Annotated in this window: 23 protein-coding genes, 1 tRNA gene and 2 pseudogenes; 14 read left to right on the forward strand and 12 right to left on the reverse strand. The window is 67.7% G+C overall.

Going from position 1 to position 22,634, the window contains the following annotated elements; all coding sequences use genetic code 11:
• Nucleotides 1-19 precede the first annotated feature (19 nt).
• Complete coding sequence (locus tag ACIRJR_RS12420) at nucleotides 20-793, reverse strand: DUF4097 family beta strand repeat-containing protein (RefSeq protein WP_403777936.1); 774 nt, start codon at nucleotides 791-793, stop codon at nucleotides 20-22.
• Between the two features lie 196 nt (nucleotides 794-989).
• Between ACIRJR_RS12420 and ACIRJR_RS12425 the strand changes: the two genes are divergently transcribed.
• Nucleotides 990-1,064 (forward strand) — tRNA-Val (locus ACIRJR_RS12425).
• Between the two features lie 199 nt (nucleotides 1,065-1,263).
• Nucleotides 1,264-1,557 (forward strand): annotated as a pseudogene (locus ACIRJR_RS12430) (transposase); the annotation flags it as partial.
• 306 nt (nucleotides 1,558-1,863) lie between these two features.
• Here ACIRJR_RS12430 and ACIRJR_RS12435 read toward each other — a convergent pair.
• Both ACIRJR_RS12435 and ACIRJR_RS12440 read right to left on the reverse strand, forming a co-directional pair.
• Nucleotides 1,864-2,730 carry an MOSC domain-containing protein gene (locus ACIRJR_RS12435; RefSeq protein ID WP_403777939.1) on the reverse strand — a complete coding sequence of 289 codons (867 nt, stop codon included), beginning with the start codon at nucleotides 2,728-2,730 and terminating at the stop codon, nucleotides 1,864-1,866.
• 78 nt (nucleotides 2,731-2,808) lie between these two features.
• Nucleotides 2,809-3,366 carry a hypothetical protein gene (locus ACIRJR_RS12440; protein ID WP_403777942.1) on the reverse strand — a complete coding sequence of 186 codons (558 nt, stop codon included), beginning with the start codon at nucleotides 3,364-3,366 and terminating at the stop codon, nucleotides 2,809-2,811.
• A gap of 233 nt (nucleotides 3,367-3,599) precedes the next feature.
• Between ACIRJR_RS12440 and ACIRJR_RS12445 the strand changes: the two genes are divergently transcribed.
• Nucleotides 3,600-5,186, forward strand: coding sequence for a PspA/IM30 family protein (locus ACIRJR_RS12445; protein WP_403777945.1), 1,587 nt, complete (start codon nucleotides 3,600-3,602; stop codon nucleotides 5,184-5,186).
• Nucleotides 5,187-6,380: 1,194 nt separating this feature from the next.
• A complete protein-coding gene (locus ACIRJR_RS12450) occupies nucleotides 6,381-6,860 on the forward strand; it encodes a hypothetical protein (protein WP_403777948.1) in 480 nt (159 codons plus the stop codon).
• Nucleotides 6,861-7,487: 627 nt separating this feature from the next.
• Here ACIRJR_RS12450 and ACIRJR_RS12455 read toward each other — a convergent pair.
• The 6 genes from ACIRJR_RS12455 to ACIRJR_RS12480 form a co-directional block, all read right to left on the reverse strand.
• Nucleotides 7,488-7,736, reverse strand: coding sequence for a hypothetical protein (locus tag ACIRJR_RS12455; protein ID WP_403777951.1), 249 nt, complete (start codon nucleotides 7,734-7,736; stop codon nucleotides 7,488-7,490).
• Nucleotides 7,737-7,801: 65 nt separating this feature from the next.
• Complete coding sequence (locus tag ACIRJR_RS12460; protein WP_403777954.1) at nucleotides 7,802-8,206, reverse strand: squamosa promoter-binding protein 15; 405 nt, start codon at nucleotides 8,204-8,206, stop codon at nucleotides 7,802-7,804.
• Nucleotides 8,207-8,383: 177 nt separating this feature from the next.
• Entirely contained in the window at nucleotides 8,384-8,950 is a 567-nt protein-coding gene (locus tag ACIRJR_RS12465) for a hypothetical protein (protein ID WP_403777957.1), read from the reverse strand.
• Nucleotides 8,951-9,018: 68 nt separating this feature from the next.
• Nucleotides 9,019-9,573 (reverse strand): MOSC domain-containing protein, encoded by a 555-nt coding sequence (locus tag ACIRJR_RS12470; protein WP_403777960.1) that lies wholly within the window; start codon nucleotides 9,571-9,573, stop codon nucleotides 9,019-9,021.
• Nucleotides 9,573-10,136 (reverse strand): flavoprotein, encoded by a 564-nt coding sequence (locus ACIRJR_RS12475; RefSeq protein WP_403777963.1) that lies wholly within the window; start codon nucleotides 10,134-10,136, stop codon nucleotides 9,573-9,575. Before ACIRJR_RS12475 ends, ACIRJR_RS12470 begins: the two co-directional genes overlap by 1 nt.
• A gap of 71 nt (nucleotides 10,137-10,207) precedes the next feature.
• Complete coding sequence (locus ACIRJR_RS12480; protein WP_403777966.1) at nucleotides 10,208-10,720, reverse strand: hypothetical protein; 513 nt, start codon at nucleotides 10,718-10,720, stop codon at nucleotides 10,208-10,210.
• Nucleotides 10,721-11,051: 331 nt separating this feature from the next.
• On the opposite strand from ACIRJR_RS12480, the gene ACIRJR_RS12485 reads away from it, so the two are divergent.
• The 5 genes from ACIRJR_RS12485 (at nucleotide 11,052) to ACIRJR_RS12505 (ending at nucleotide 13,832) form a co-directional block, all read left to right on the forward strand.
• Nucleotides 11,052-11,267 (forward strand): hypothetical protein, encoded by a 216-nt coding sequence (locus tag ACIRJR_RS12485; RefSeq protein ID WP_403777969.1) that lies wholly within the window; start codon nucleotides 11,052-11,054, stop codon nucleotides 11,265-11,267.
• Between the two features lie 5 nt (nucleotides 11,268-11,272).
• Complete coding sequence (locus ACIRJR_RS12490) at nucleotides 11,273-11,617, forward strand: hypothetical protein (protein WP_403777972.1); 345 nt, start codon at nucleotides 11,273-11,275, stop codon at nucleotides 11,615-11,617.
• A 114-nt stretch (nucleotides 11,618-11,731) separates the two neighbouring features.
• The gene (locus ACIRJR_RS12495) at nucleotides 11,732-12,166 is read left to right on the forward strand and encodes a hypothetical protein (RefSeq protein ID WP_403777975.1); all 435 of its coding nucleotides are present in this window, start codon (nucleotides 11,732-11,734) and stop codon (nucleotides 12,164-12,166) included.
• Between the two features lie 22 nt (nucleotides 12,167-12,188).
• Nucleotides 12,189-13,571 (forward strand): DUF1254 domain-containing protein, encoded by a 1,383-nt coding sequence (locus ACIRJR_RS12500; RefSeq protein ID WP_403777979.1) that lies wholly within the window; start codon nucleotides 12,189-12,191, stop codon nucleotides 13,569-13,571.
• A gap of 36 nt (nucleotides 13,572-13,607) precedes the next feature.
• Entirely contained in the window at nucleotides 13,608-13,832 is a 225-nt protein-coding gene (locus ACIRJR_RS12505) for a DUF2277 domain-containing protein (protein WP_403777982.1), read from the forward strand.
• Between the two features lie 12 nt (nucleotides 13,833-13,844).
• Here ACIRJR_RS12505 and ACIRJR_RS12510 read toward each other — a convergent pair whose 3' ends face one another.
• From ACIRJR_RS12510 to ACIRJR_RS12520, 3 genes and pseudogenes are all read right to left on the reverse strand, one after another.
• Entirely contained in the window at nucleotides 13,845-14,504 is a 660-nt protein-coding gene (locus ACIRJR_RS12510) for a DedA family protein (protein WP_403777985.1), read from the reverse strand.
• 207 nt (nucleotides 14,505-14,711) lie between these two features.
• Entirely contained in the window at nucleotides 14,712-15,170 is a 459-nt protein-coding gene (locus ACIRJR_RS12515; RefSeq protein WP_403777987.1) for a DoxX family protein, read from the reverse strand.
• A gap of 113 nt (nucleotides 15,171-15,283) precedes the next feature.
• Nucleotides 15,284-16,312 (reverse strand): annotated as a pseudogene (locus ACIRJR_RS12520) (alkaline phosphatase family protein); the annotation flags it as partial.
• A gap of 34 nt (nucleotides 16,313-16,346) precedes the next feature.
• On the opposite strand from ACIRJR_RS12520, the gene ACIRJR_RS12525 reads away from it, so the two are divergent.
• The 5 genes from ACIRJR_RS12525 (at nucleotide 16,347) to ACIRJR_RS12545 (ending at nucleotide 22,290) form a co-directional block, all read left to right on the forward strand.
• The gene (locus tag ACIRJR_RS12525) at nucleotides 16,347-17,951 is read left to right on the forward strand and encodes a recombinase family protein (protein ID WP_403777990.1); all 1,605 of its coding nucleotides are present in this window, start codon (nucleotides 16,347-16,349) and stop codon (nucleotides 17,949-17,951) included.
• A gap of 1,062 nt (nucleotides 17,952-19,013) precedes the next feature.
• On the forward strand, nucleotides 19,014-19,454 hold the full coding sequence (locus ACIRJR_RS12530) for a hypothetical protein (RefSeq protein WP_403777993.1): 441 nt from the start codon (nucleotides 19,014-19,016) through the stop codon (nucleotides 19,452-19,454).
• Between the two features lie 3 nt (nucleotides 19,455-19,457).
• Nucleotides 19,458-20,021: a hypothetical protein gene (locus ACIRJR_RS12535; protein ID WP_403777996.1), complete on the forward strand. Its 564-nt coding sequence runs from the start codon at nucleotides 19,458-19,460 to the stop codon at nucleotides 20,019-20,021.
• 71 nt (nucleotides 20,022-20,092) lie between these two features.
• A complete protein-coding gene (locus ACIRJR_RS12540) occupies nucleotides 20,093-21,466 on the forward strand; it encodes a phage portal protein (RefSeq protein WP_403777999.1) in 1,374 nt (457 codons plus the stop codon).
• Complete coding sequence (locus tag ACIRJR_RS12545) at nucleotides 21,463-22,290, forward strand: hypothetical protein (protein WP_403778002.1); 828 nt, start codon at nucleotides 21,463-21,465, stop codon at nucleotides 22,288-22,290. Before ACIRJR_RS12540 ends, ACIRJR_RS12545 begins: the two co-directional genes overlap by 4 nt.
• The last annotated feature ends 344 nt before the right edge of the window (nucleotides 22,291-22,634 follow it).

Raw genomic sequence — 22,634 nt, forward strand, 5'->3', positions numbered from 1 at the left:
GGACGAACGCACGGGCCGGTTAGTTCGCACTTCGGACGGTGACTTCGCCGTTGTCGCTGCGCGCCTTCACCACGTGTTCGCTGCTGTCGCTGCGGGGGACGTCGACGGACACGTCACCGTTGTCGGCCTCCGCGGACACCGCGTACGTGTTCTTCCCGGCAGGCAGGTCGACGGAGATGCTCCCGTTGTCACTGACGGTGTCCACCAGGTCAGGGACCCGGGTGAACCCGAGCTGGACCGACCCGTTGTCCGAGCGGGCGATCACGGACCTCCCCGAGATCCGCTCGGCCTCGATCGAGCCGTTGTCGGCGTGAAGCTCCAGCGGCCCGGAGACGTCACGCACGGCGACGCCCCCGTTGTCGGCGGAGATCTTGAGCGGAGTGGTGAAACCGGTCGCGGTGACCTCTCCGTTGTCCCCCTCCACGGCGAGCGAGAGCCCGCGAGGCACCTTCACCTCGTGGTGCGCTTCACAGTTGCTGATCATCGCCTTGCACTTCACCTCGAGCGTCAGCGTGTCCCCCTCGAGCCTCCACGCCGGGTCGGGCCCACTGCCCAGCACGACCCACCCGTCCACCCGGCGGGTCACCTCGATCTGCTCCACGTCGGCGGGCACCAGATCCAGGGTCGAGTTGCCGGCCTCGATGGTGAGCGCCTTCCCGCTGAAGGCGAACGACTTGTGCTCGGCGGGGGAGTCCTCCGCGTTCGCGCTGCCACAGCCGCTGAGCGCGGCAACGAGAAGCGCGGTCCCTGCGACGGCCACGAGGGCGTCGGTGCGTCGTGTGCGGATGGCCATGGTTCGAGTCCCCCTGAGAGCAGCGTTGCCGATGTGGCACCACCGTACGTACGCACCCGCCCCCGGGACGATCCGGACGGCTACCGTCTCCAGGGTGGGGATATCCCCCGCATCCTTCCCGGTCGGGGAGCCGGCCGGGCGGGCAACCGGATTGCCGCGGGGGGCCGTGGGCCATGTAACCTGTTGCCTCATCCACGGGTGCGTAGCTCAGGGGTAGAGCGCTGCTCTTACAAAGCAGATGTCGGCGGTTCGAAACCGTCCGCGCCCACCAGTGCAAAGGCCCCCAACCGATCATGGTTGGGGGCCTTTGACATCTACTTCTGACATCAACGGGCGTGGTCATCCACGGTCGGGACGCTGCCGCTTCAGCATGCGGTCCAGGTTGGGCGGCTCGATCGGACGGCCGGTGCCTCTCAGCCGACAGCAGGGCTAGAGCGTGTCTCTTTGATCGGCTGGTCAGTTGATCGGACGTGTCTGTCCGATTAGTGATCACTGATGCGATGCGGGACCGGATCGAGCCGCTGATGCCGGCCGATCCGGTCCGCGGTTGACGATGGGCCGATCACCGCCGAACCTTAGAAGCCATCGCGTGGAAATACCGCACCTGCTCTCCCTGGCGGGACCTGCTGGACGAGCTCGGCTCGTTCCGGACCGCTCACAAACGCCTGATCAGGTGGGCTATGGACGGCACCTGGGAACGCATCCTCGCCGCAGTTCTGGCAGCAGCCGACGCTGATGCCGACAGCGGCTGGACCGTTTCAGTGCGTTGTGGCAATCCGGATCTCGTTCGAGGTTTCCGGCGGCGGGTGATCGTCTGGACGGAGGTTCGGGTGCGGTCTCGGGCATGAAAGAACGGGCTCCCTTCCAGCAACCCCAACATCGACGTCATCGCGCACCCCTCGACGATCAGGCGGAATCAAGACGCGGGATCTCTCCCTCCTCCGAGCGAAACCATGCCTGACCAGCGGAGTTCAGCGATCATGTTCGGTTGAGACACGGCTACTGAGGACAAGCCAGCGGTGGTGCGCCGATCTGTGGGGCGTTGCCTGATGTCATCGCACCAGCTCTCCTCATAGTTCGGCGTCGCCCCACTCCTTGACGACCACCTCGTCACCGACTGACAGCTTCCCCGGCGTGATCACGGAGAACTTCGCGCCGAACACTACGCCCCCGCTCGCCGCTCGCCGGTAGCCAGCGAGCGTGCGCAAGGGCTCCGGCCCCTGCCGCGCCCCAGCCCCCTGCGCAACCAGGGTGACGGCACAGCGCACCGCGAGCTTGGCATAGCCCAACTCGGCACCGCCGATGGTGATGCGGCGTGCGTGGTCCTCGGCGTGCGGCAGTGCCGTCCAGTCGCCCTCCCCCTCGCTCTCGTGGCTGTCGACGACGATGTTCGGGCGGAAGCGGTTCATCGACACGGGTGGGGCACCTCGCTCGGCCATCCGCCGGTTGAGGAGGGCGAGGGAGGCGCGGGACAGCAGGTGCACGGCACTGCTGTCGGCATAGCCGGACGGGCCAGGGATCAGGCCATCGGCGATCCGGTCATGTTCCGGCGGCACACGGACCAGACGACTGGGGGTACCGAGGACCTCCGAGAGCCAGGCGGCGACGTCGTCACCCTGATCGATCCCCTGGAAGGCGGTGCCGAACAGATCGACGTCACGGCGTGGCGCGGACGTCGTCACGTCGAGACGGACTGTGCCGTGACCTTCCACGCTGTCGTCAGACTCGAGTGTGAGCCGGGTGCCGTCGGCGCTGACGGCGGGCCGGATCAGCGCGAGGCGAGGGTGCCGGCGCTGCGTGCGGAAGATTCCGTCCTCGCTGATGACCATGAAGCTGCGGTCGTGCGCGAGGCCCGCCGGCGTCAGGAGCGCATCGCTCATGGACGTGCCGGCGCACCCCTTGACGGGATAGAAGATCAGATTCACAACGTTGGCCATGTGCTGCCCCCTTGAGCCCCAGGACTACCGGCGGGTTCCATCCCCCGAATCAGGATCGGATCCCGAATTCGACCACCATCACAGAGAAGTCCTGTGTCGTCGGTGGTAGGACCAGGCCACCGCTGCCAGGAGCGGGCCCCACAGCAGGAGTGGTGCGTAGGCGGCGACGAAGAGGGCTTCGCCGGCCGAGATGCCAGGATCCGGACTGGGGGAGGTCAGCAGTCCTCCGAAGAAGAGGACCCACCACAGGAAGGTGACCGCGAAAGCTCCCAGCGAAGCTGCGAGGACCGCGATCCTGTGGTCGACTGGGCGGCCTCCGAGAAACGGAATCCAGCGGGGCATCACTTCCCCCCAAGGCCGTACCAGGCCCAGCGTGAGGTAGGAGGCGACTTCCGCGACCGCACCGATCAGCAGTACGTAAGCCAGGCCGATCAGAGGGGAGTTGTGCGGGAAGGCGGCGAGAAACTCTTCTTGCTCCATCACCCCGACCGGCACCCCGAGCACGAGCGCGACGCGCCACACCCCGGAGGGGACGGTTGACCAGGCAGCCCCACGCGCGGCACGCACGGCCCAGCGCGGAGGCGGCGGGACCGGCAGCACGCGGGATTCGGGCGGGGCGGGATCCGGCGGCGTCATGATGCGAGTCTCTCGCACCGCCGGGCCCGGCACGTCAACCTGCATGATGATCCGCCTCCACCGCACAGGGGAGCACGGCCAGCAGTGCTGGGGCGCGCGGAGGGACGCTGAACCATCCATCTCTTTAAGCCAGGTCATGCTGATGGGTAGCGATCTGTTCAGTTGCGGTCGGCCACGCACTACGGTTGCGCCAAAGGCGTTGTGATCAGTGCGCGCTGTGCACAGGAGTGTGGATGCAGCCTCTGTATGCGGTCGATTTTGACGTGTCGTCGACGCGCGGAGTTTCCTTTGACGTGCTTGGGCAACTGCGTGAGCATCTTGCTTCGTGGCTGAACAGCCCTCCTAGCGGCGGGCCTACGGCAGCGGACCTGATCGTCACAGGAGAGGCGCTGCTGGCTGCCAAGCCGCCAGGCCGTGAGCAGAGGCAAGTGCACTGGTGGGTTGAAACAGGCGACGTTGCTCAGGCGCTGCGGGTACGTCTGTCGCATTCGGTCGACAGTGGTGCGCGGTTCGTCACGCAGGTGACGCTGGCCAAGGTCTCCGATCAGGTGTCGTTGCGGGTCATGATGGGACAGGAGATCCCGAGTGGTTGGCTAGCTCCGATCCAAGACCCGTCGTTGTACCGGCCGAATGTGTTGGGCAGGGTATGCGGGGACGAAGCGCTTAGTCTGCGCACTCTGAGCCAGGTGGTGACCGGTCGGTTCGAACCGATCCGCCAGAGCGAGGAGGTATCGGTGCTTTCTGAGTCGCTGGCGGCCCCCACCCGGCTGCCCGCTCTGGTTATTCAGCCACGGGACGAGTCAGCGTGGCAGCTCGCCAGGCGGGCGTCGTCCCAGCTTGCCGGCCTGGCTCAGGTCGTCACTCTCAACTACGCAACCAGCCGTGCGCTTTCGCGGGAACTCCCTGAACTGCAGGTCCCCGATGGCGGGGCTGTTCTGGTCTGGCCCGACCTCCGGCTGTCCCATCCGCGCTATTCCCGGCCCGAGATCGCCGTCGAAGGAATGGTCGAGCACTGGATGCGGACTCTGGCGGAGCTGTCCGTGCTTGCGCGCGGCTCCGACCGGGGGTGGGACGCGGCGCGGCAGTCGGCGCGCGCGACTGCTGCCCGAAGGGCGGCTGCCCAAGTCGGGGAGGCCCGTCGCCTTGGTGATGCGGTGGCAGAGCGGGCGGCACTGGAGCAGCGCGTACGTGAGCTGGAAGAAAGCGTCAGCGACTGGGAAGGGCTGGCCATATCGGAGGCGGCCCGGGCGGATGAGCACGTGGCCAAGGCTGCTGACGCGGCCAAGTTTGAAGAGGATGCGACGCGGTGGCGCAAGCTCTATGAGCAGGAACGCGTCTCCATTGGTGCCCCTTCAGCACCGGTGGACCCGTGGGCGACTATCCCTGACTTGCAGAAGGGGGTCGCGGCTCCCACATACCGAGCGCTGGAGGCGGCGTCGGAGGGCCGGATCGTGTTCACGCCCAACGGTGAGCGGAGCTGGAAGTCAGATCAGTACCGCTTCCATGAAGAAATGACTGAACAGTTGATCTTGCTTGCCAAGGCGGCAGCAGACCTCTATGAGCAGCCGCAGCCGTCTATGCCGCGCCTTGACGAGTGGTTCTCCACCCAGCATGGGCTGAGAGTGGCAACGAGCGATCTGACCATTAAGAAGGATCCGAAGATGCGGTGGGCCTCCTACGGGGGTAAGCAGCATGACACCCTGCCGCATGTGAAGGTGCGGGACGGGGTTTCACACAGTGATTGCGGACGCATTCACTTCGCCCTAGACCCCGAAAATCGTCGCTTCATCGTTGACCACGTAGGCGTAAAGAAGTACTGACTGGCCTTGCAGGGCTACTCATGCGGCGCATCTGACATCAATGGCTGACGTCAACACCGGTGGTCGAGGGCAGCGTTACGCGGTCACGAGCGGCATGGCAGTACCTGGTAGCAGGCCTCATACAGCTGAGCCGAGCGAACGTGCAAAGCAGATGTCCGCGGTTCGAAACCGTCCGCGCCCAGCAGCCAGAACGCCCCCGCAGCAAGCCGCTGCGGGGGCGTTGACGGTAGTAGGTGACGGCAGCCCTCGGCTGCGTCGCATCGGGCGTCCGCAGACACCTTCTCCACGGGTCCAGGCGCCGCGCAGCCGCCGCGGGTGCCGCACCCCCAGCCGCGGGCTGTCTCTGCCCCCGGCTGGCCCGTGCCGGGCGGCGGCACACCGGTGGAAGGCGGTACAGGCAAGCGCTGACCGGATCAGCGGAGGGGCCGGGGCGAGCTTCTCCACGTCGTCGAGCAGACCTCCGAAGCCTCATCCGCCGCCGACGGCGTCGACAGCCCGGGGAACGGCTGACAGTCGTCACGGCGGGCCAGGACACCAGCGGGCTGCTTCAGGACGCGCTGCGGGGCGTTGGTACTCTCCGCACCTGCTACGGCGAGGGGGAGATGGGTCGTGGGAACAGTACCGTCGAGCTCTCCGAGCCGCTGGCCAGGAGGAATTGGGTTCGGAGTCCTCTTCGGCGGACTGACCGCGGTGGTGTCCACTGCTGCGATGGGGAAGGCATGGGCTGCCTGTGGCATCGGCAACGGCGTGGCCAATGGCATGACTTTGCTGTTTCTCGCGCCTCTCATATGGATTGCCGCCGCGCTTTCGTGGGTGATCCTGTTCAGAACCCTCGGAAGACGTCATCGCAGGAGCGCCCTTGCCGCTGGGCTCGTTTTCACCCTGTGGTTCACCTGGTTCCTTGTCACATGGCTTGGCATGCCGGACTCCTATCCCGCCCCGTTGTGCCCAGGAAACATCCCGCCCTGGTGGCCGGACCTCATTCCGGCATGACGCCTGTGACGTCACGCAGCGAGCAGGCGCCGGACACCACGGTGGCTGTGCCACGACCGTTCACCGGACCGTCCAGGCGGAGCTGTCGTCATCGTGGTCCGACCGCTGCCCGTCCGACGCCGTGGGCTTGGCCGCTGGGCGTGAGGTCCGCCTCTCCGATGCCCGGGACCGAAGACTCCCCGCGACGGTACGTTGTCGACCATGGCCACCCAGATCCTCACCTTGGTCGGCGTCCTCGTCGGCGCTCTGACTTCGTACTTCGCGACGTCCATGGCTGAACGAGCGAAGTTCCGGCGGGAGATGGCCACGCGATGGGACGAGCGGAAGCTCGACACGTACATCGAGTACGTGACGTGCATCAAGGAGATTCAGAGGGCCGCCATGGCCGCCGGGCGGGCCCGCGATCAAGGGGAGGACTCGGCTGACGCGTTGAGTGAGATGGAGGCGAGCGAGAACCGAAGGTCGATCTTCTTCGAAACCTTCGTCCTGCTGAGCCACGAGAAGGCTGCCACCGCCGCTCACGCGGTCAATCAACGGACGTGGGAGCTCCTCACGGTGGCCCGGGTCCCCTCCAGCGGCCTGGCTGAACTCCGGCCGATTCCCTTGGTGGAGGTGCTCAACCTGCTGCACGAGGCGGCACGATCGGATCTGACCATATCGAGCAGCGTCCCCGCCCGGTGAGTCCTGCCCGTGCCCCGGGCCTCGCGACGCGCAGCAGGCGTACCGGCGGGAGGGCGGCCGTCTGGTGGAGCCGCGGTCGGCCGTTGGTCGGGCGAGCTGGTCATGCCTCGCCCTGCCTCGCCCGTAGAGGTCGCCGCGCCTGATCCGCACGGCAGCAGCTCAGATCAGTCCCTCAGGCTTCTCCTCTTCGAGTCCACGAGAGGAGGCGTGGGTGCGATGCTGATCTCCGCGCGTGGCCGGACCGGTCGCGGGTATCGCGCACCGGGTGCGATGGGTAGCTGGGGAGCAGAACTTGATCGGCATAGTGGGCCCAGGCGGCGTGTTCGGCGCCCTGTTCGCGTGCGCTGTCATCGCCGGGATCGCCGCTGCCGCTGTCTGGTGGTTCACTACGCGCGGTCGGTAGGGCGTGGTCGCGACGAGAGGGCCAGGCCGGCCGGCCCAAGGCGTGTGGAGCCAGATCAGGTCCGTGGGCCGGGCGGAGGCGGGGCCGACGGGAGCTGCCTGCTACCGGGCCGAGAGTGAGAGCGGCGACCACATCGACCACCCCCCGGTTCACCTCGGTCGCGGTCCTGGACGAAGGCGGCTACGAGGTCGTCCGCCGCGAACACGATCGGGCCGCCCGCAGCATCAGCGCTCGCCGGCCCCTGTGTTGTCTCCGCGGCGTCGCACGTCTGCGGCCTGTTGCCGTGCTGCTGCCGCCTCCGCCCTGGCTCTGTCCCGGTCCTCCTCGAAGTCCAGCACAGGGACCAACGCGTCCAAGGCCTCAGCGATCCTCGCTCGCCAGTCGGCGAACTCGACGGAGTCCGCGTCCGGTGGCTTCTGCGACTTCACCGAGCGGAGAACGCGCAGGGCGCGCTTGAGCGCGGGGTCGACCACGGGGCTTCCTTCCGGGGAGATCCGCGCCCGTGCGGCGCGCGGGCGCGGGCGCGAGTGCCGCACGCTCACAGGTGCTGATAGAAGCCACCGCCCTCCTCGTTCGGCTGGAGCGGTGCGAACTGCCGCAGTTCACCGCCTCGTAGCATCCACAGGCGGAAGAAACCCTCCTCCTGGTCCATCACCATCAGCTGGACCAGATGGGGCTCGCGCCATGGCGCCTCGAACACTCGACGCCTGAGGGCATCGAGGTCGGCGTGGTTCAGAACGCCCGCCCACACCTCGCACTCGGGCTGTTTCCAACCGCCCCACTGGTTGGTCCGGGGGGCGGTCATCAGATTCAGGAAGCCCACCCCACGGGACTCCGGCCGGACGTCCCGGGGCGCTTCCGTCCGCAACCACTCGCTCAGCCCCTCCACGTTCGCGCCGTCGGCCATGTCGACCGAGATCATCACGTTCGCCACCCAGCTCATGCAGACCGTTGTACCGGAGAAGGGCGGGCAGGTCCGCTGACACCTTTGCCCGGGGCCGTACGGCTCATCGTCCGAAATCCCTGTCGGTTCGAAGCCACGCGGTGGAGGGACCCGTCGGAAGGCGGCTCGATCAGCCTGATCCGCGTAAAAGAGAGGGAGTTCGGACGGTGGCCGTGGTCAGGGGGACCTGTACGTCACCACCGCGCGGGCCGCCGGGCCACGGAAGGCGTCCGGGTTGATGTCCGAGCGTTCCACCAGGACGCTGACGAAGGTGCCGCCGTACATCCACGCGGGGCCCCGGAGGGCGGGGCCGCACAGGCCTTGGGGACGATCGGGTTCGCCGTCTCCCAGCCCGTACGCACCGCCGTCCTGCTTGTCGAACGGGGGCGCGCCCTCGGCGAGGAGGCCCGACCGGTGGAGGAACTCCGGTATCCGGCTGCTCCGGAAGGAGACTTGGGCGGTGCCGTCCTGGGTGAAGTAGTGAACGTCCGAGGCGTCGTCGGGGAGCGGCGCGTTGCCGACGCCGGGGAAGTCCGACAGCGGAGCGTCGCTCCCCTCGCAGGCCCTGGCGTCGCCGAACGGGTGGAAGAGGTCGTCCTGGAACAGCCAGACGAGTCCCCCGACCGGGACCGCCAGGACGAGCGCGACGACTCCCAGACGTCGGAGCAGGCGTCGTCGCGGCCGGGGTCTGCTGCCGGGTGCCGCGTCCTCCGTCTGCGTGTCTGCTCTCCCCGAACCACCCATGAACGCCCCCTCGGTCGTGCACGCTCTTCATGCGGACGAGCGGAGCCTACGCCGGTGGGTCCGCTCGCTCAGACCCGCTCCAGCGGGCGGTGGGGGCCCGGCGGGAGTTCGGCCTCGATGGTGTCGTGGGGGCGTACCGGGCCGCCGTGGAGGACCACGGCCATGATGCCGGACTTGAACGTGAAGTCCCCCGAGGCCGGGTCGATGGCGAAGACCTCGCCGAGCAGGCCCTGACGGAAGTCGTTGATCTTCGCGCACGGGTTGCGCAGGCCCGTCACCTCCACCACCGCCTGCGAGCCCAGGTGCAGGAGGGTGCCGGTGGGGAGGGCGAGCAGATCGATGTGCCGGGTGGTGATGTTCTCGCCGAGGTCGCCCGCGGCGACGGCGTAGCCCTTGAGGGCGAGTTCGTCGAAGAGCTCCTCGTGCATCAGGTGCACCTGGCGCAGGTTGGGCAGGTCGGGTTCGTACGTCATGCGGAACTGGTGGCGGATCGTGCCGCCCGCGTGGACGTCCCCTTCGACACCCAGCCCGGCGAGCAGGGTGACGGACTCGCGCGTGGGCTTGCTGAACGAGTACGTCGCGTTGCTGCTCACAGCCGTGATCACGCCTGCCGTGTTCCGCATCAACGGGTCCCGGGGCCCAGGCGGCCGAGGATCGTGGCCCACGGAGGCTCCCGGTCCGCCGGCTCCTGGCGTGGTTCGTGCAGTGGCCAGACGTCCGCCCCGTACACCAGGTCCACGCCTGCCCTCCGCAGTGCCTCGACGTGGCACTCCCACGCAGGGTGGCGGGCGTGTGCCGCGTTGATCCTCGGGAACACCACCACTGGGACGCCGATCGTGCCCAGAGCTTCGCCCACCTGCGTGAGCGCCTGGTTGTCGGCGATGCCCGTGGCCAGCTTGGCCACGTAGTTCGCGCTCGCCGGTGCGACGACGTAGCAGTCGGCGACGGGGTGCGGGCGGGGTTCGGACGGCAGGCGGGGGGTGTCGCGTACCGGCAGGCCGGTCAGGGACTCCAGCCGTCCGAGCTCACCGTCGGCCCTCAGCCACCGGCCGGCGTTCGGGGTGAGCGTGACGGCCACCTGCCAGCCCAGGGCGATCGCCGGCTCCACCAGGCCGCTGCGCAGCCCCTGGACGCCGTCGGTCGCCGTGCCCACGACTCCCAGCACGCCGCGCCTTCCCACACTCACCGTTCCTCCACCATGTGTCGTACGCCTTCCGGGCCAGCAGTACAGCAGAGACCCACCGCGACCGCGGCGGTTCAGTCGGGGACGCCGAGATCCCGGCGCATGATGCGGTGCATGGCGGCGAGCTTCGGATCTGCGGCTTTGATGTCCAGGAGCAGTTGCCCGGCCGTTTCGCCGTCGCGGGGCAGCCCGCGGTCGATGCGCTTGAGCGCGGCGTCCGTCCCGGCGAGGACCACGTTGAGCTCGCGGGACGCGTCGAGGACGGATTCGGGAACGATCATCTGGGCCTCGGCGTACCGGTCGCGGTAGTCACGCCGGCCCTCCTCGAGGCGTGCCCGGTCGTCGTCGGTGAGGACCCCGTCGCGGGTGCGGTGCAGGGCGTCCTTGAGGAGCGTGTGGAAGTGGCCGGTCGCCCGGTTCATCGAGATGTAGGCAGCGCGCCGCTCCTCGAAGAGCCGCCGCTCCTCCTCCACCTGCCGCTCCGCCGCACGCTGGCGACTCGTCACCCGGCTCGTGAGCACCGGTGCGAACAGTGTGCCGAGCACTCCGAAGACCGCGGTGATCATGGCGGCTATGGCGGCAGTCATGCCGGCGACCCTAGCGAGTCCGGTGGCCCAGGGGGCCAACAGGGGCCTGTCAGGCCGGAAGACGCCGGTGCGGCGATGCCACCAGGTGGGGGCCGGCCGTGCGAGGGCGGTACGCGTCGAGTCGCGGAGCCCGGCCCGACGCGTACCGCCGGGGAGCCGGACCTTCCGCGGGCCCTGCGGCACCGCGGCCCCGCGGCACCGTGTCGCCGCGTCCCGCGAAGCCGAAGCGGCCGGCTGCGCGGCACGCGCGCCCCGGCCGATGCCTGGCGCCCCGGCCGCCCCCCACCGCCCCCGGGATGCGCGTGGGCAGGCGGCGGGGGACGGTGGAGGCATGTCCGCACTTCCGCCTGTGATCGTGTATCCGCCCTCGCCGACCGGAGGGCGGCGGGTGACCGTGCGTGGGCAGATCGTCGGGCTGGCGCACGGGCGCGGGGACGTCGCCTCGTTCCTGCGGCGTGCCGGGCTCGCGCAGGGGGCCGACGAGATCGACCTGGACCAGCCGGAGCTGATCGAGTGGCGAGGCGGAGATCTCGACACCTGGAGGTGAGCCCCGTGAGACGTCGTGGAGCACGCCGGCCCGAAGCGTCACTGGAGCCGCCCCCCGGTTACTACGGGGCCGGTGGAGAGGCCCCCGACGCCGTGCGGCGGGGACTGGTCCTGGACTGGGTGGTGACCCGGCGCGTCGCGGCCGGGTGGCGGGTGGAGTCCCGTTCCGGGAGCCAGGCGGTCCTGGTGCGCGGTGAGCCGGTCGACCACGTCCTGCACGCCTTCCTGACCGTCTTCTCGTGCGGTCTGTGGGGTCCGGTGTGGGCGGGCCTGGCGCTGACGAACAAGGTCGAGCGCGTGGCGGTCACCGTCGACGCGCTCGGGCAGGTCGTCACCGTGGGAGCGGCCTGAGCGGGGCGGGCCGTCACCCGAACGGGCGCGTCGGGGTCGTGGCGCGGGCGACCGGCGCACAGGGTCGGATCTGCCCGCAGCGGTGCGGGACGGTTCGTCGAGCGGAGGACTCCCATGGCCCAGTCAGCATCCGAACCCGGCACCCCGCGCCCCTCCTCCGCCGGCCCCGGGAGCCCCTGGGCGGCGGGCGGGGTGATGTTCGCGGGGGTCGTGCTCCTCGTCGACGGCATCCTCGCCATCGTCAAGGGGATCGCGGGCATCGCGTCCGACGAGGTGTACACGCGCGTCAGCAACTACACGTTCGCATTCGACGTGACCGCCTGGGGCTGGATCCACTTGGTCCTCGGGGTGCTCCTCGTGTTCGTCGGATGGGGCATTCTCAAGGGTTCGGCCTGGGCCTGGGGCGTGGGCATCGTGCTGGCCGCGCTGAACCTGATCGCCAATTTCGTCTGGCTGCCGTACCAGCCGGTGTGGGCGATCATCTCCGTGGCGCTCGACACCTTCGTGATCTGGGCCCTGTGTTCCCACCGGGCGAAGCCGGTCATCTGACGTGAACCGCGGGCGAGGTGGCATGGAACCGGACGCGATCACGGGGCTGGCAGCCGAGGCGTACGTCTACGGGTCGCCGCTCGTCCGGCAGCTGTCGGCGGTCCAGGCGTGCCTCCAGGAGGGGTGCGGCGCGCTTGCACCCGCGCCGTTCAACGACTTCGCCCATGCCGACGGGCCGGCCACGCCCGGCACCCACGTCCCGTTCGCCCCGGCCGACCTCGTCGACGCGCTCGCCCAGCTCGACCTGTCCGGGGGGCCGGTCAGGCTGCACGTCCCGGACACCGCCGGTGCGTACTACGTCCTGCAGTTCGTGGACGCGTGGGGCAACGCCTTCGCCTATCTCGGCCCCCGGGCGACCGGTACGGGCGAGGGGGACTGGCTGATCGTGCCGCCCGGCTGGTCCGGCACCGTGCCGGACGTGGTGTCGGGGGTGATCGACGCGCCCACCTCGGTCGTCTCCGTCGTCGGCCGCCTGGCGTGCGACGGCCCGGAGGACATGCCCCGGGTCAGGGCGCTGCAGCAGGAGCTCACCCTCACGCACCTGGGCGACCGTGCCCACCGGACCGGGCTCCCCGCGACCGAGTCCGGGGTTCCGGGGGAACTGAGGTTCTTCGAGGAGCTCCGGGTGTGGATGGCGGACTTCCCGCCCGCCGCCCCCGACCGTGCGTACCAGGACCGCTTCCAGCCGCTGGGGCTCCTGGAGGAGGGCATCTCGCCGTACGTGTCGGCGGGACCCGGTCTCGTACGCGCTCTGGGGCGGGGGCTCGCGCTGGGCAGGCTGCGGGTGGAGGAGGCGGCCCGGCGGCCGGCGACCGCAGCCGACGGCCCGCCGGGCGCCTGGCAGACGGTTCCGCACCTGCGCGACCACAACCTGGACCACCTCGGTGTCGGGACGCTCGGGTCGCCGGAGTGGAGGATTCCCGACCGGGAGGCGTCGTACCTGGTGAGGGCGGTGGCCGCGCGGCGCGGGCGGTGGCTGCCCCATGGGTACGAGGCGGTGTACGCGCACACGTCCCGTGACTCCCGGGGCCACTCGCTGACCGGCTCCCATCGCTACGTCGTACGCCTCGCACCGCCGCCACCGGTCCGGGCGTTCTGGTCGCTGACCGTGTACGACAGCCCGGGCGGCCACCTGGTCGCGAACGCGGCGGACCGCTACGTGATCGGAGACCGGACGCCGGGGCTCGTGTACGGCGCCGACGGCTCGCTGACGCTGCACCTGTCCGCGGAACGGCCCGAGGACCCCGGTGCGGCCGCGAACTGGCTGCCGGTGCCGGCCGGCGCCTTCCGGCCGCTGATGCGCCTGCACCTGCCCGGCCAGGCCGTTCTCGACGGGAACTACGTCCTCCCGCCGGTCGAAAGGGCCGGGGGCGGCCGGGCTCCGCGGACGCGCCGTGGGTCCTGAGGGGGCGTTGTCAGTGGTGCGTCGCACACTGGAGGTATGTGCCGCAGCATCAAGACGCTTCGTCCGCCCGCCATCCCCGAAGAGGCCACCGAGGAGGAGATGAGAGCCGCCGCCCTGCAGTACGTCCGCAAGGTCTCGGGCTTCCGTGCGCCCGCCGCGCACAACCAGGAGGTCTTCGACCGCGCCGTGGCCGAGATCGCCGAGGCGACCCAGCGGCTGCTGGACGGCCTGGAGATACGGGGCGCCGCCGCCCGGGTCTGAGCGACCGGGTGCTCAGGTCCCGGCCGTGGCTCCGGCGGCCGGGGCGGTGGCGGCGTGCGCGGGACGCCGGACGACCAGCGCCGCCAGCGCTCCCGCGAGGAACAGGGCGAGGACCGAGACGGCCGTGCCCAGCCAGCCCGCGCCCAGCCACTGGCCGCCGAAGTAACCGAGGCCCACGCTGTAGACCGCCCAGGCCACCCCGGCGACGGCTGACCAGGGCAGGAACTCCTTCACCTTGCGGTGCGCGGCGCCCGCGCCCAGGGAGACGACGGAGCGTCCGGCCGGGGCGAAACGGGCGATGACCACGAGCGCCCCTCCGCCACGGCTCAGCGCGGCGCCCAGGCGTTCCTGTGCGGAGGTGAGACGGCGGGACCGGGCGATGGCCCGGTCGAGCCGGTCGCCGCCGCGCCAGGCGACGCGGTAGGCCACGAGGTCGCCGAGCACCGAGGCGGTGGCCGCGCAGAGGATCAGCGCCAGGAGCGAGGGCACCTGCCGGGTGGCCTCGCCGGCCGCGGCGGTGACGGTGGTCGTGCTCGCGGCCGCTGCCGTGGCAGCGGTGATCACCAGCACGCCGCTGGGGAGGACGGGCAGGAAGACGTCCAGGAGTACCGAGAGGGCGACCACTGCGTAGATCCATGGGCTGCCGGTCAGCGCGCCCACACTCTCGAGCACTTTTCTACTCCCCGATCCCGTGTTTCCGTGTCAACGCCGCGACGTCGCAGGGGAGCGGCAGGAGCGGCAGGGTCAGCTGTACAGCGTACGCCTGCCGTGCACCCGGTTCACCTGGTATTCGCCGGGTGGGCGGCTGATGTTGCGCAGGTCACGTACGACCCCGGCCCCCCTCGGGAGGAGGGGGGCCGGGGCGTGGGGAGTGTGCGGTCAGACCGAGACGGCCTGGGCCTTCTCGTGCGTGGGCGCGCTCCCACGCGCGGAGCCGCCGCGCGAGGAGAACAGCCGGTCGACGGCCACGGCGCCGGGGCCGGTGAAGACAAGCAGCAGGAAGGCCCAGCAGAAGACCGCCGATGCCTCGCCGCCGTTCTGCAGGGGGAACAGCGACTCGGGCTGGTGCACCTTGAAGTACGCGTAGGCCATCGAACCGGAGGAGACCAGAGCGGCGATCCGGGTGCCGAGTCCGAGTGCGACCAGGGTGCCGCCGACGAGCTGGATCACCGCGGCGTACCAGCCCGGCCAGGTGCCGGTGGGCACGGTGCCGCCGCCCATGGAGCCGCCGAGGACCCCGAAGAGGGAGGCGGCGCCGTGGCAGGCGAAGAGGAAGCCGATGACGACTCGGAAGAGACCGAGTGCGTAGGGCTGTGCCCGGTTGAGACGTATGGACATGGGAGGTGGGGCTCCTTCGGTTTGGGGACGTGAAACCGATCGGGGCCCCTCAGGTTAGGGTGACCTCATTATTACTTGCAAGTTCAACATTCTGTCGACTGGCTGAAAACGGATCAGTCGTCAGGGGTCAGCGAACGCTCCAGGACGGTCTCGAACCGTGCCCCCGTGGGTGTGGCCCTGGCCTGAACCAATGTCAGCGCAGCTTTCCGGCCGCGCAGGGTGAGGGTCATGAGCTGATTGCCGAACCACGGCCCGCCCGTCTTGCGCCAGCGCATCGGTGGGCGACCCGTCCGGCCGTGGAGTGCCAGGGCGCGCCCGAGCCACCGGCCCGCCCGGCTCCAGCCGAACCGGAATCCGGTTCGCATGTATCCGGGGACGGAGTTGTGGACGGGGGAGCAGGTCAGCTGCAGGACGTGCGCGGCGGGAGTGCCGTCCGGGGTGGAATCGGACCACTGGGGCTGGGCGACGTACGCATGGTGCACATCGCCCGACAGCACGCATATCGTCGCCGGTGCGTCACGGATGCGCCCCGCCTCCCTCAGCAGCTCCGTCAGGCGGCGGAAGGAGTCCGGGAACGCGGCCCAATGCTCCAGGTCACCGGCACGGCGCACCTTCTCCCCGCGGCGTGCCCAGCGCTCGCCCCGCTCCCCGCGGCACAGAGCCGCGTTCCAGGTCTCCGTGTCGTGTATGAGGGGCGGCAGCAGCCACGGGAGCGAGGTTCCGATCAGCAGGTGGTCGTAGGCGCCGGGGTCCGTCAGCATCTCGTCGCGCAGCCACCGGGCCTCCTCGGCGTGGAGCATCGACCGCTGCTGCTCCTCCAGGACCCGGGCCGCCCGGGTGTCCACCATCAGCACCCGGACTCGGCCGAAAACACGCCGGTAGCTCCACCTGGTCCGGGTGGGGTCGGCGTCGGCCGCGGCGGCGTGGGCCCGCAGGGTCTCGGTTCCGTCCGGGGCGGCGCGTACGGCCGCGTACACGGGGTCGGCCTCCAGGGCGTCGGGCGAGAGGTTGCCGAGGTGCTGATAGACCCAGTACGACATGAGCCCGCTGACGATCCGCTCGTGCCACCACGGGGTGCGCCGCATGTCCCGCACCCAGGCCTCGCTGGTGTTCCAGTCGTCCACGACGTCGTGGTCTCCGAACGCTCCGTTCTAGTGGTTCTACGGAGCAAGCCACATGGCAGCAAAACCGCAGGTCAGCGCGGGTAACTTCACCAACTCGCTCGGGGATGGCATGAACAACGCCGCCCCCCGTGCCCTGTCAGCTATCCGTCTTAGCGTTCTGACGGACGAAACCACCTCACCCGAACGCCAGCGCACCGCCAACCATGCCGCCGCCGCAGCCATCGGCGCACGCATCGTTGGTGAAGCCGTGGACCTCGGAGTCAGCGCGTCCAAGACAACTCCCTTTGAACGTCCGGAACTTGGTTCCTGGTTGGGGCGTCCGGACGAATTCGACGTCATCGTGTTTTGGAGGCTTGACCGCGCGGTCCGTTCCATGGCCGACATGTCCGCGCTGATCTCGTGGGCGCGCAAGCACGGAAAGCGTCTCCTGTTCGCCGAGGGCCCCGGCGGTGCGCGACTCGAATTGGACATGGCCAGCGTCGTTGGTGAACTCATCGCAACGCTTATGGCTTTCGCCGCGCAGATGGAAGCCGAGAGCATCCGGGAGCGCGTCGAGGGTGCACAGGCTGCACTTCGCACAATGCCGCTCAGGTGGCGCGGCTCACGTGCCCCGTACGGCTATCTGCCCACCCCGCTGGAAGGTGGCGGGTGGACTCTCATTCCTGACCCGGAAGCCGTCAAGGTCATTGAGCGCGCGATAGCAGCACTGGTTAGCGGATCGACCGTGAACAGCATTGTGTACGCGCTGAACAAGGCTGGGGTTTCGTCACCGACCGACCGATGGTCGGAGCACAAGGGGCGGGAAATCAAGAGGGCGACCCGCTGGAATTCCGTCACACTCGCGCGCATTCTGCGGAGTGAGACTCTGATCGGCTGGAAGCTGAGTAACGGAAAGCCGGTGCGCGACGGCGAGGGACGGCCGGTCATGGCGACACGGGAACCGATCCTGACCCGCGCCGAATACGACAGCGTCCAAGCGCTATTGGATGAGCGCAGCGTGAACAACACCGCCCGGCGAGACACAAACGCGCTGCTGTTCGGTATTGCCCACTGTTCATCCTGCGGCGGACGGCTGTATCTCAACTCGCAGGAATCCAAGCCGGGGCAGCGTCCGACCTATCGCTGTGGCGCTTCGGCCCGTGGCGAGGTCTGCGAAAACACTGTCAATATCCGGGCGGACTGGATCGATGAATACGTGGAACAAGAGTTCCTGCGGCTGACCGGCGGTCTCGAAATCACTCGGACTATCCATCACCCTGGATACGACCCGGCCCCCGAAATCGCGGCGACGCTGGCCGAGTATGAGGCGCACCAGGAGCAGCAGGGGCAGCAGCGGAGTTCGTCCGCAAAGGCAGCGTGGCAGAAGCGGGCAGACGCCCTTGACGCCCGACTCGCCGAGCTTGAAGAGACTCCCGCCGTACCGGCTTACGTCGAACGGATCGATACCGGCCGCAGGTTCGCCGACGAGTGGCAGGCTGAGGACACAGCGGGCAGGCGCGCAATGCTCACGGACGCCGGGGCGTTCCTCGCTGTGAAGCCCGGCCGTGCCGGTGGGTGGCGGAGTCTCGATAGGTCGCGGGTGGACCTGACGCTTAGGGACAGCAGGCTTGCCGATGCTGCCGACTACCTAGGCGCGGCTCACGCTGACGCCCTCTAGCCACACCTGAACAACAGCGGGCCCCGTTCGGAGAGATCCGGGCGGGGCCCTTTGCTATGCCCTAGGAAGCCCTGTACGGCCCCGTGAGCGCCTTACAGCCACAAGGTGGGACCGAGTACCGGCGATGCCCTGCGAGGCCGTTAGGTGGGCGCACAGAGCCTTTGAGTGAAGCGGCAGCGAAAAGGGCGGTTACACAGCGGGGAGGGGGTGAGTGTGTCGAGTGCTGTTCCTGAGAGAGAAATCTTTCGGCCCGTGGAAAACCCCATTGGGAAGAAACTTTTAGTTCAGAATCAACACTCAACACCACCCCAAGCACAATAACCCCAGGTCAGAGAGGGTTTAGAGGTGTGTCGTTTTCTCTCGGGCAGTGCCGAACCCCTCCCGCTGAATGGCGATTCCGGCCCGGTCGAATTGCCCACCTTTCCATTCAATGTAACGAAACGGTAACGGTAGTCCAGCCGGCCTCGATATTGCGGTGAAATCCACGCAACCCCCTTAACGAACTCGCTCTCTATAGGTGTGGGCATACGAGCGCGTGTCCCGCTCGATCACCTAGGAACGTTCCCAGGTGACCCACATTCTCGCCCGTGCGCTACCGGCTCCCGTCCCCTCTCTTGGCGGTTGAGTCTGCGCATGTGTGGCGTGACCCTCTCGGTTGATCCGTTCGCCCGGCAATCGAGAGGGTCATTCTTTTCCCCTTTTGTCACAGACCAGAAAGGGGGTTGCTGCGTGACTGCCATTTCTCTCTCCCGCTCCCGCTGTCGCATCTGCGGCTCACGGTTCCTGGACATCCGCCACGGCGGCATCCCGTCCGAGCACTGTTCCCAGGAATGCAAGCGCATTGCCGCACGCATTCGCCAGCGTCGGCACCGATCGGGGGGCGTGACCAAGTGCACGTAATCACCCTACGAATTGATCACGACGTAGCCATTTCGCTACTCGCCGACGACCCGGCCGCGTGGACCATCGCCACGGCCTTTATCCGTGGCCAGGCAGCGGACGTAATCGCCGGTCGCCCGACCCCCCTTGCCGAATTGCTCGCTGATCTCCGGAGGCTCACGCGTGACGACACCAATTGAGCCCGTGCCGATGTGCACCGTTGAAGACGTAGAGGCCCGAATGGGAACCACGTTCAATGACGCCGATCGGCTCATGATCAGCACGGGAATTCTCGATACATCAGCGCTGATCGACCTAGAGGCAGCGTGGGACGTTCGCCCCGATCCGCTGCCCTATCTGTTCTCCATGATTTCCGCTCAGGTCGTCATTCGTTGGTTTCGGAACCCCGAGGGCTACCGGTCGGAGATGGCCGGTGAATATCAGTACCAGTACGGCGGGGCCTCCTCGCTCGGGAAGCCGTCCCTAACCCGTGAGGAAAAGCAGCAGATCGCGCGCTACCTCGGTCAGGACGGCATTACGTCGGTTGCCGCTGGCGCTGATTTCGACCTTTGCGAGCGGGCGCAGATCGTTCCCGCATTCCGTTCCCGAACCTATTGGGGGTAATCCATGAGCTTCCTAGATCCCAGCGCAGAGACCGAGGATCAGCCGGACATTGACCCGGCCGCCTTTGACGCCGAGGACACCGAGCTAGTCAGCCTGGCCGAGCAGCTACGAACGCAGCTTGAAGAGATCGACGGTAAGCGCGCTGATATCTCAAAGCGTCGCACCGAGGCAGGCCCGTCCCGCGCTCAGATTCGTGCCGAGTTCATGGACGAAATGAATCTCTTCGATGATGACGATGACCCGATGCCGGCTGGAATCAAGCGAATTCTTGATTCACACGTCAAGGAATGGCAGCGGACTTACCGGGAACGGGCCCGAGATGGAAAGCTCCCAATGAGTCGCAAGGACAGCGGCGGTATCGCTGGCACTGGCATTGAAACTCACGCACTCATGGGTGACAAGTTCATGCCGAAGGTCACGCGCGAAATTGACGACTGGTTCACCAATCGCGCCAACTCGCGTAACCGTCGGGGTGCCGATGCGGTCAATTACGATCCCGCACTAGTTGAGCGGCTTTACGAGCAGACCCGTACGGGCCGTAACCCGATGACTCTCGGTGGTGAGTAATGGACGTTTGGCTATCCCCTGACGCGCGCCATTCTCGCCCCGACGGCCCCGAGGGGATCGACTCGCCCACCATGGGCCCGGTCCTCGGAACCATCCTGGAAAAGTACCGTGCGACCAACCCGCGACTAGTGCGCGTCGAGCAGTACCTACATGGCCACCACGCACCGGCGTACATGCCCGAGGAAGCGGCTACCGAGTTCGGCGTATTCCGAGAGCGCAGCGTGAAGAACTTCCTTCCGCTGGTAGTTGATGCCGTCGCGTCGAATCTCTACGTTGACGGGCTCCGTGCGGCCGGTGGAGGCGACAACTTCCCTGTCTGGGAGTCCTGGGACCTAAACGGCATGGTGGAGGCTCAGACGGCCGTACACCGTGACGCGCTGGCCTACGGCGAAGCCTACGTGCGGGTTCTTCCTGGCAACGGCGGGCCCGAGATTGAACCACTCTCCCCGCTGTCCGTCACGGCGCTGTTCAAGCGCACCAACGACCCTTATCCGATCGCTGCGGCCGTCCACGGAACCACCTTTTCCGAGGGCAAGCGATTTGCGACCATTGACCTTTACGATGACGCCTATGTGTTCCGTCTGGTCAGCAAGGAAGAGGGCGACGCGTCCGGCGCGTCCGATTTCGTGGTTGTGGAACAGCTAAAGCACGGGCTTTCGCATTGCCCTATCATCCGTTTCCGCAATATGGCGTCCACGTCTCCCAATGTCCCCTCCCTCGGGGAGGTTGAGCCGCTGATTCCGATTCAGGACAACCTGAACAACATCGAGCTATCGACGGCTATCGCGATCCAGTACGGCGCGCACCGGCAGAAGTGGGTAGCTGGCGTCAATGCTCCAAAGGATGGCCAGTACGACGTAGACCTATTCGGCCGGATCAAGAAGAAGAGCGCCGTTATGTTCTCGGCCGCTCGGCTGCTGATCTTCCCCGACAAGGACACCAAGACCGGCCAGTTCGATGCAACGGATATCGGTCCGTATCTCGACGCGTACAACAACACCGTTAAGCACCTGGCCGCTATTGGTGCGCTCCCACCGCATTACCTATCCGGCGACATGATCAACCTATCCGCCGAGGCTCTAGCGGCTGCTCAGGAATCGCTACAGCGCAAGGTCGATGACCGTAAGCGCGCATTCGGTGGCGCGTGGCAGCGTGTATTCCAGACGGTGGCCGAGCTAATGGGCGAGATCCTGCCCGCTGATGCTGAGCTTGTATGGCGTGACACTGCTCCCCGTAGCTTTGCGGCGACCGTGGATGCTCTCGGCAAGATGGTGTCGGCAATGGCTGTCCCGGCCGAGGCGGCGTGGGCAATGGTCCCCGGAATGACCCCGGCGCAGCTTGCGGAATGGCGTCTACTCGCCGAGCAGATGGACCCGCTAACCAAGATGGCTAACGCGATGGCAAAGTCCGTGCTACCGCCCGAAGTTGAGCCGGTGGCAGCATGACGCAAGCGGACATCGACCGCGCGTCTCGGGCCTACTACAACGAGCAGCTAGCCATCTCCGGGAGCCTCGCACAGCGGCTTATGGAGTGGTGGGCAACGCTTAGTTGGCGTGCGGTTGATTCCGACCCTGACGCGCTGTGGAAGACCTACCGCGACATGGTGAGTGAGAGCCGGGACCAGTCTTACGAGGCTGGCACCCGGTATCACAACCGAGTTCGTGAGCTAGCCATAGGCGAGCACCTAGGAACGTTCCCAGGTGGCCAGCGAGACACTGTCTCGGAAGCACGTCAAGCGGCGGCATCGTATTTCGTCCACGCTGCCCCGGTTACTCGGGAGACTCAGCGGGGACGCCTAGACGATCCCGAATTCCTCGCAGAGCTTGACGACGTTATGTCTCGCGCTGGCACGAACCTTGCGCGTGATGGTGGCCGACTGGCCGAGCAAGGCGGACGGGATGCGCTGGCAGATGCCCGCGAGAACGACCCCGAGGTAATCGGCTACTACCGCAAGACGGATGCCGACCCTTGCGGATTCTGCGCAATGCTGGCCAGTCGTGGCGCTGCATACAGCGAGAGCCGTAATGCGTCCCGCTCCACCCGGTCCTATGTGGCCGAGGACAACCCGGATCAGTACCACCCGGATTGCCATTGCCAGACACTGCCGCTATTCCGTGGCGTCTCATTGCCTGCCGAGGATGAACGCAAGCGCACTGAATATCTCCGGCGCTGGAACGAGACCGAGGGTTCAGGCGAAGCACAGATGCGCAACTTTATGCGCGCGTTCAATGATGAGCGGGAGGCCGGTCGTGTCGTGGGCCAGCAGTGACCGGCGCTCCCGTCTTCCCGCCAATTGGGCGCACATTCGCAGGCTGGTAATTCAGCGTGACGGGGGTGCCTGTCGGGCGGTGCTACTCGATACCGGCCAGCGATGCGGGGCGTATGGCAGCGACGTGGACCACGTAGTCAGTGGCGATAACCACGCCCTGGACAACCTGCAATTGCTGTGCCGATGGCACCACAAGCAGAAGACACAGGCTGAGTCAGCAGCAGCGAGAGCAGCAACGCCCCGGCCGACAACACAGGTGGCTAGGCAGGACAGAGAACCGCCGCCATTCCCTTGGTGATCCTCGCCGCATTCGCCGCTGGCTCCCGCACACATTTCACGTTGAG

Origin of the sequence: Streptomyces sp. NPDC102402, from assembly GCF_044765765.1 — a bacterium.
Taxonomy (GTDB): domain Bacteria; phylum Actinomycetota; class Actinomycetes; order Streptomycetales; family Streptomycetaceae; genus Streptomyces.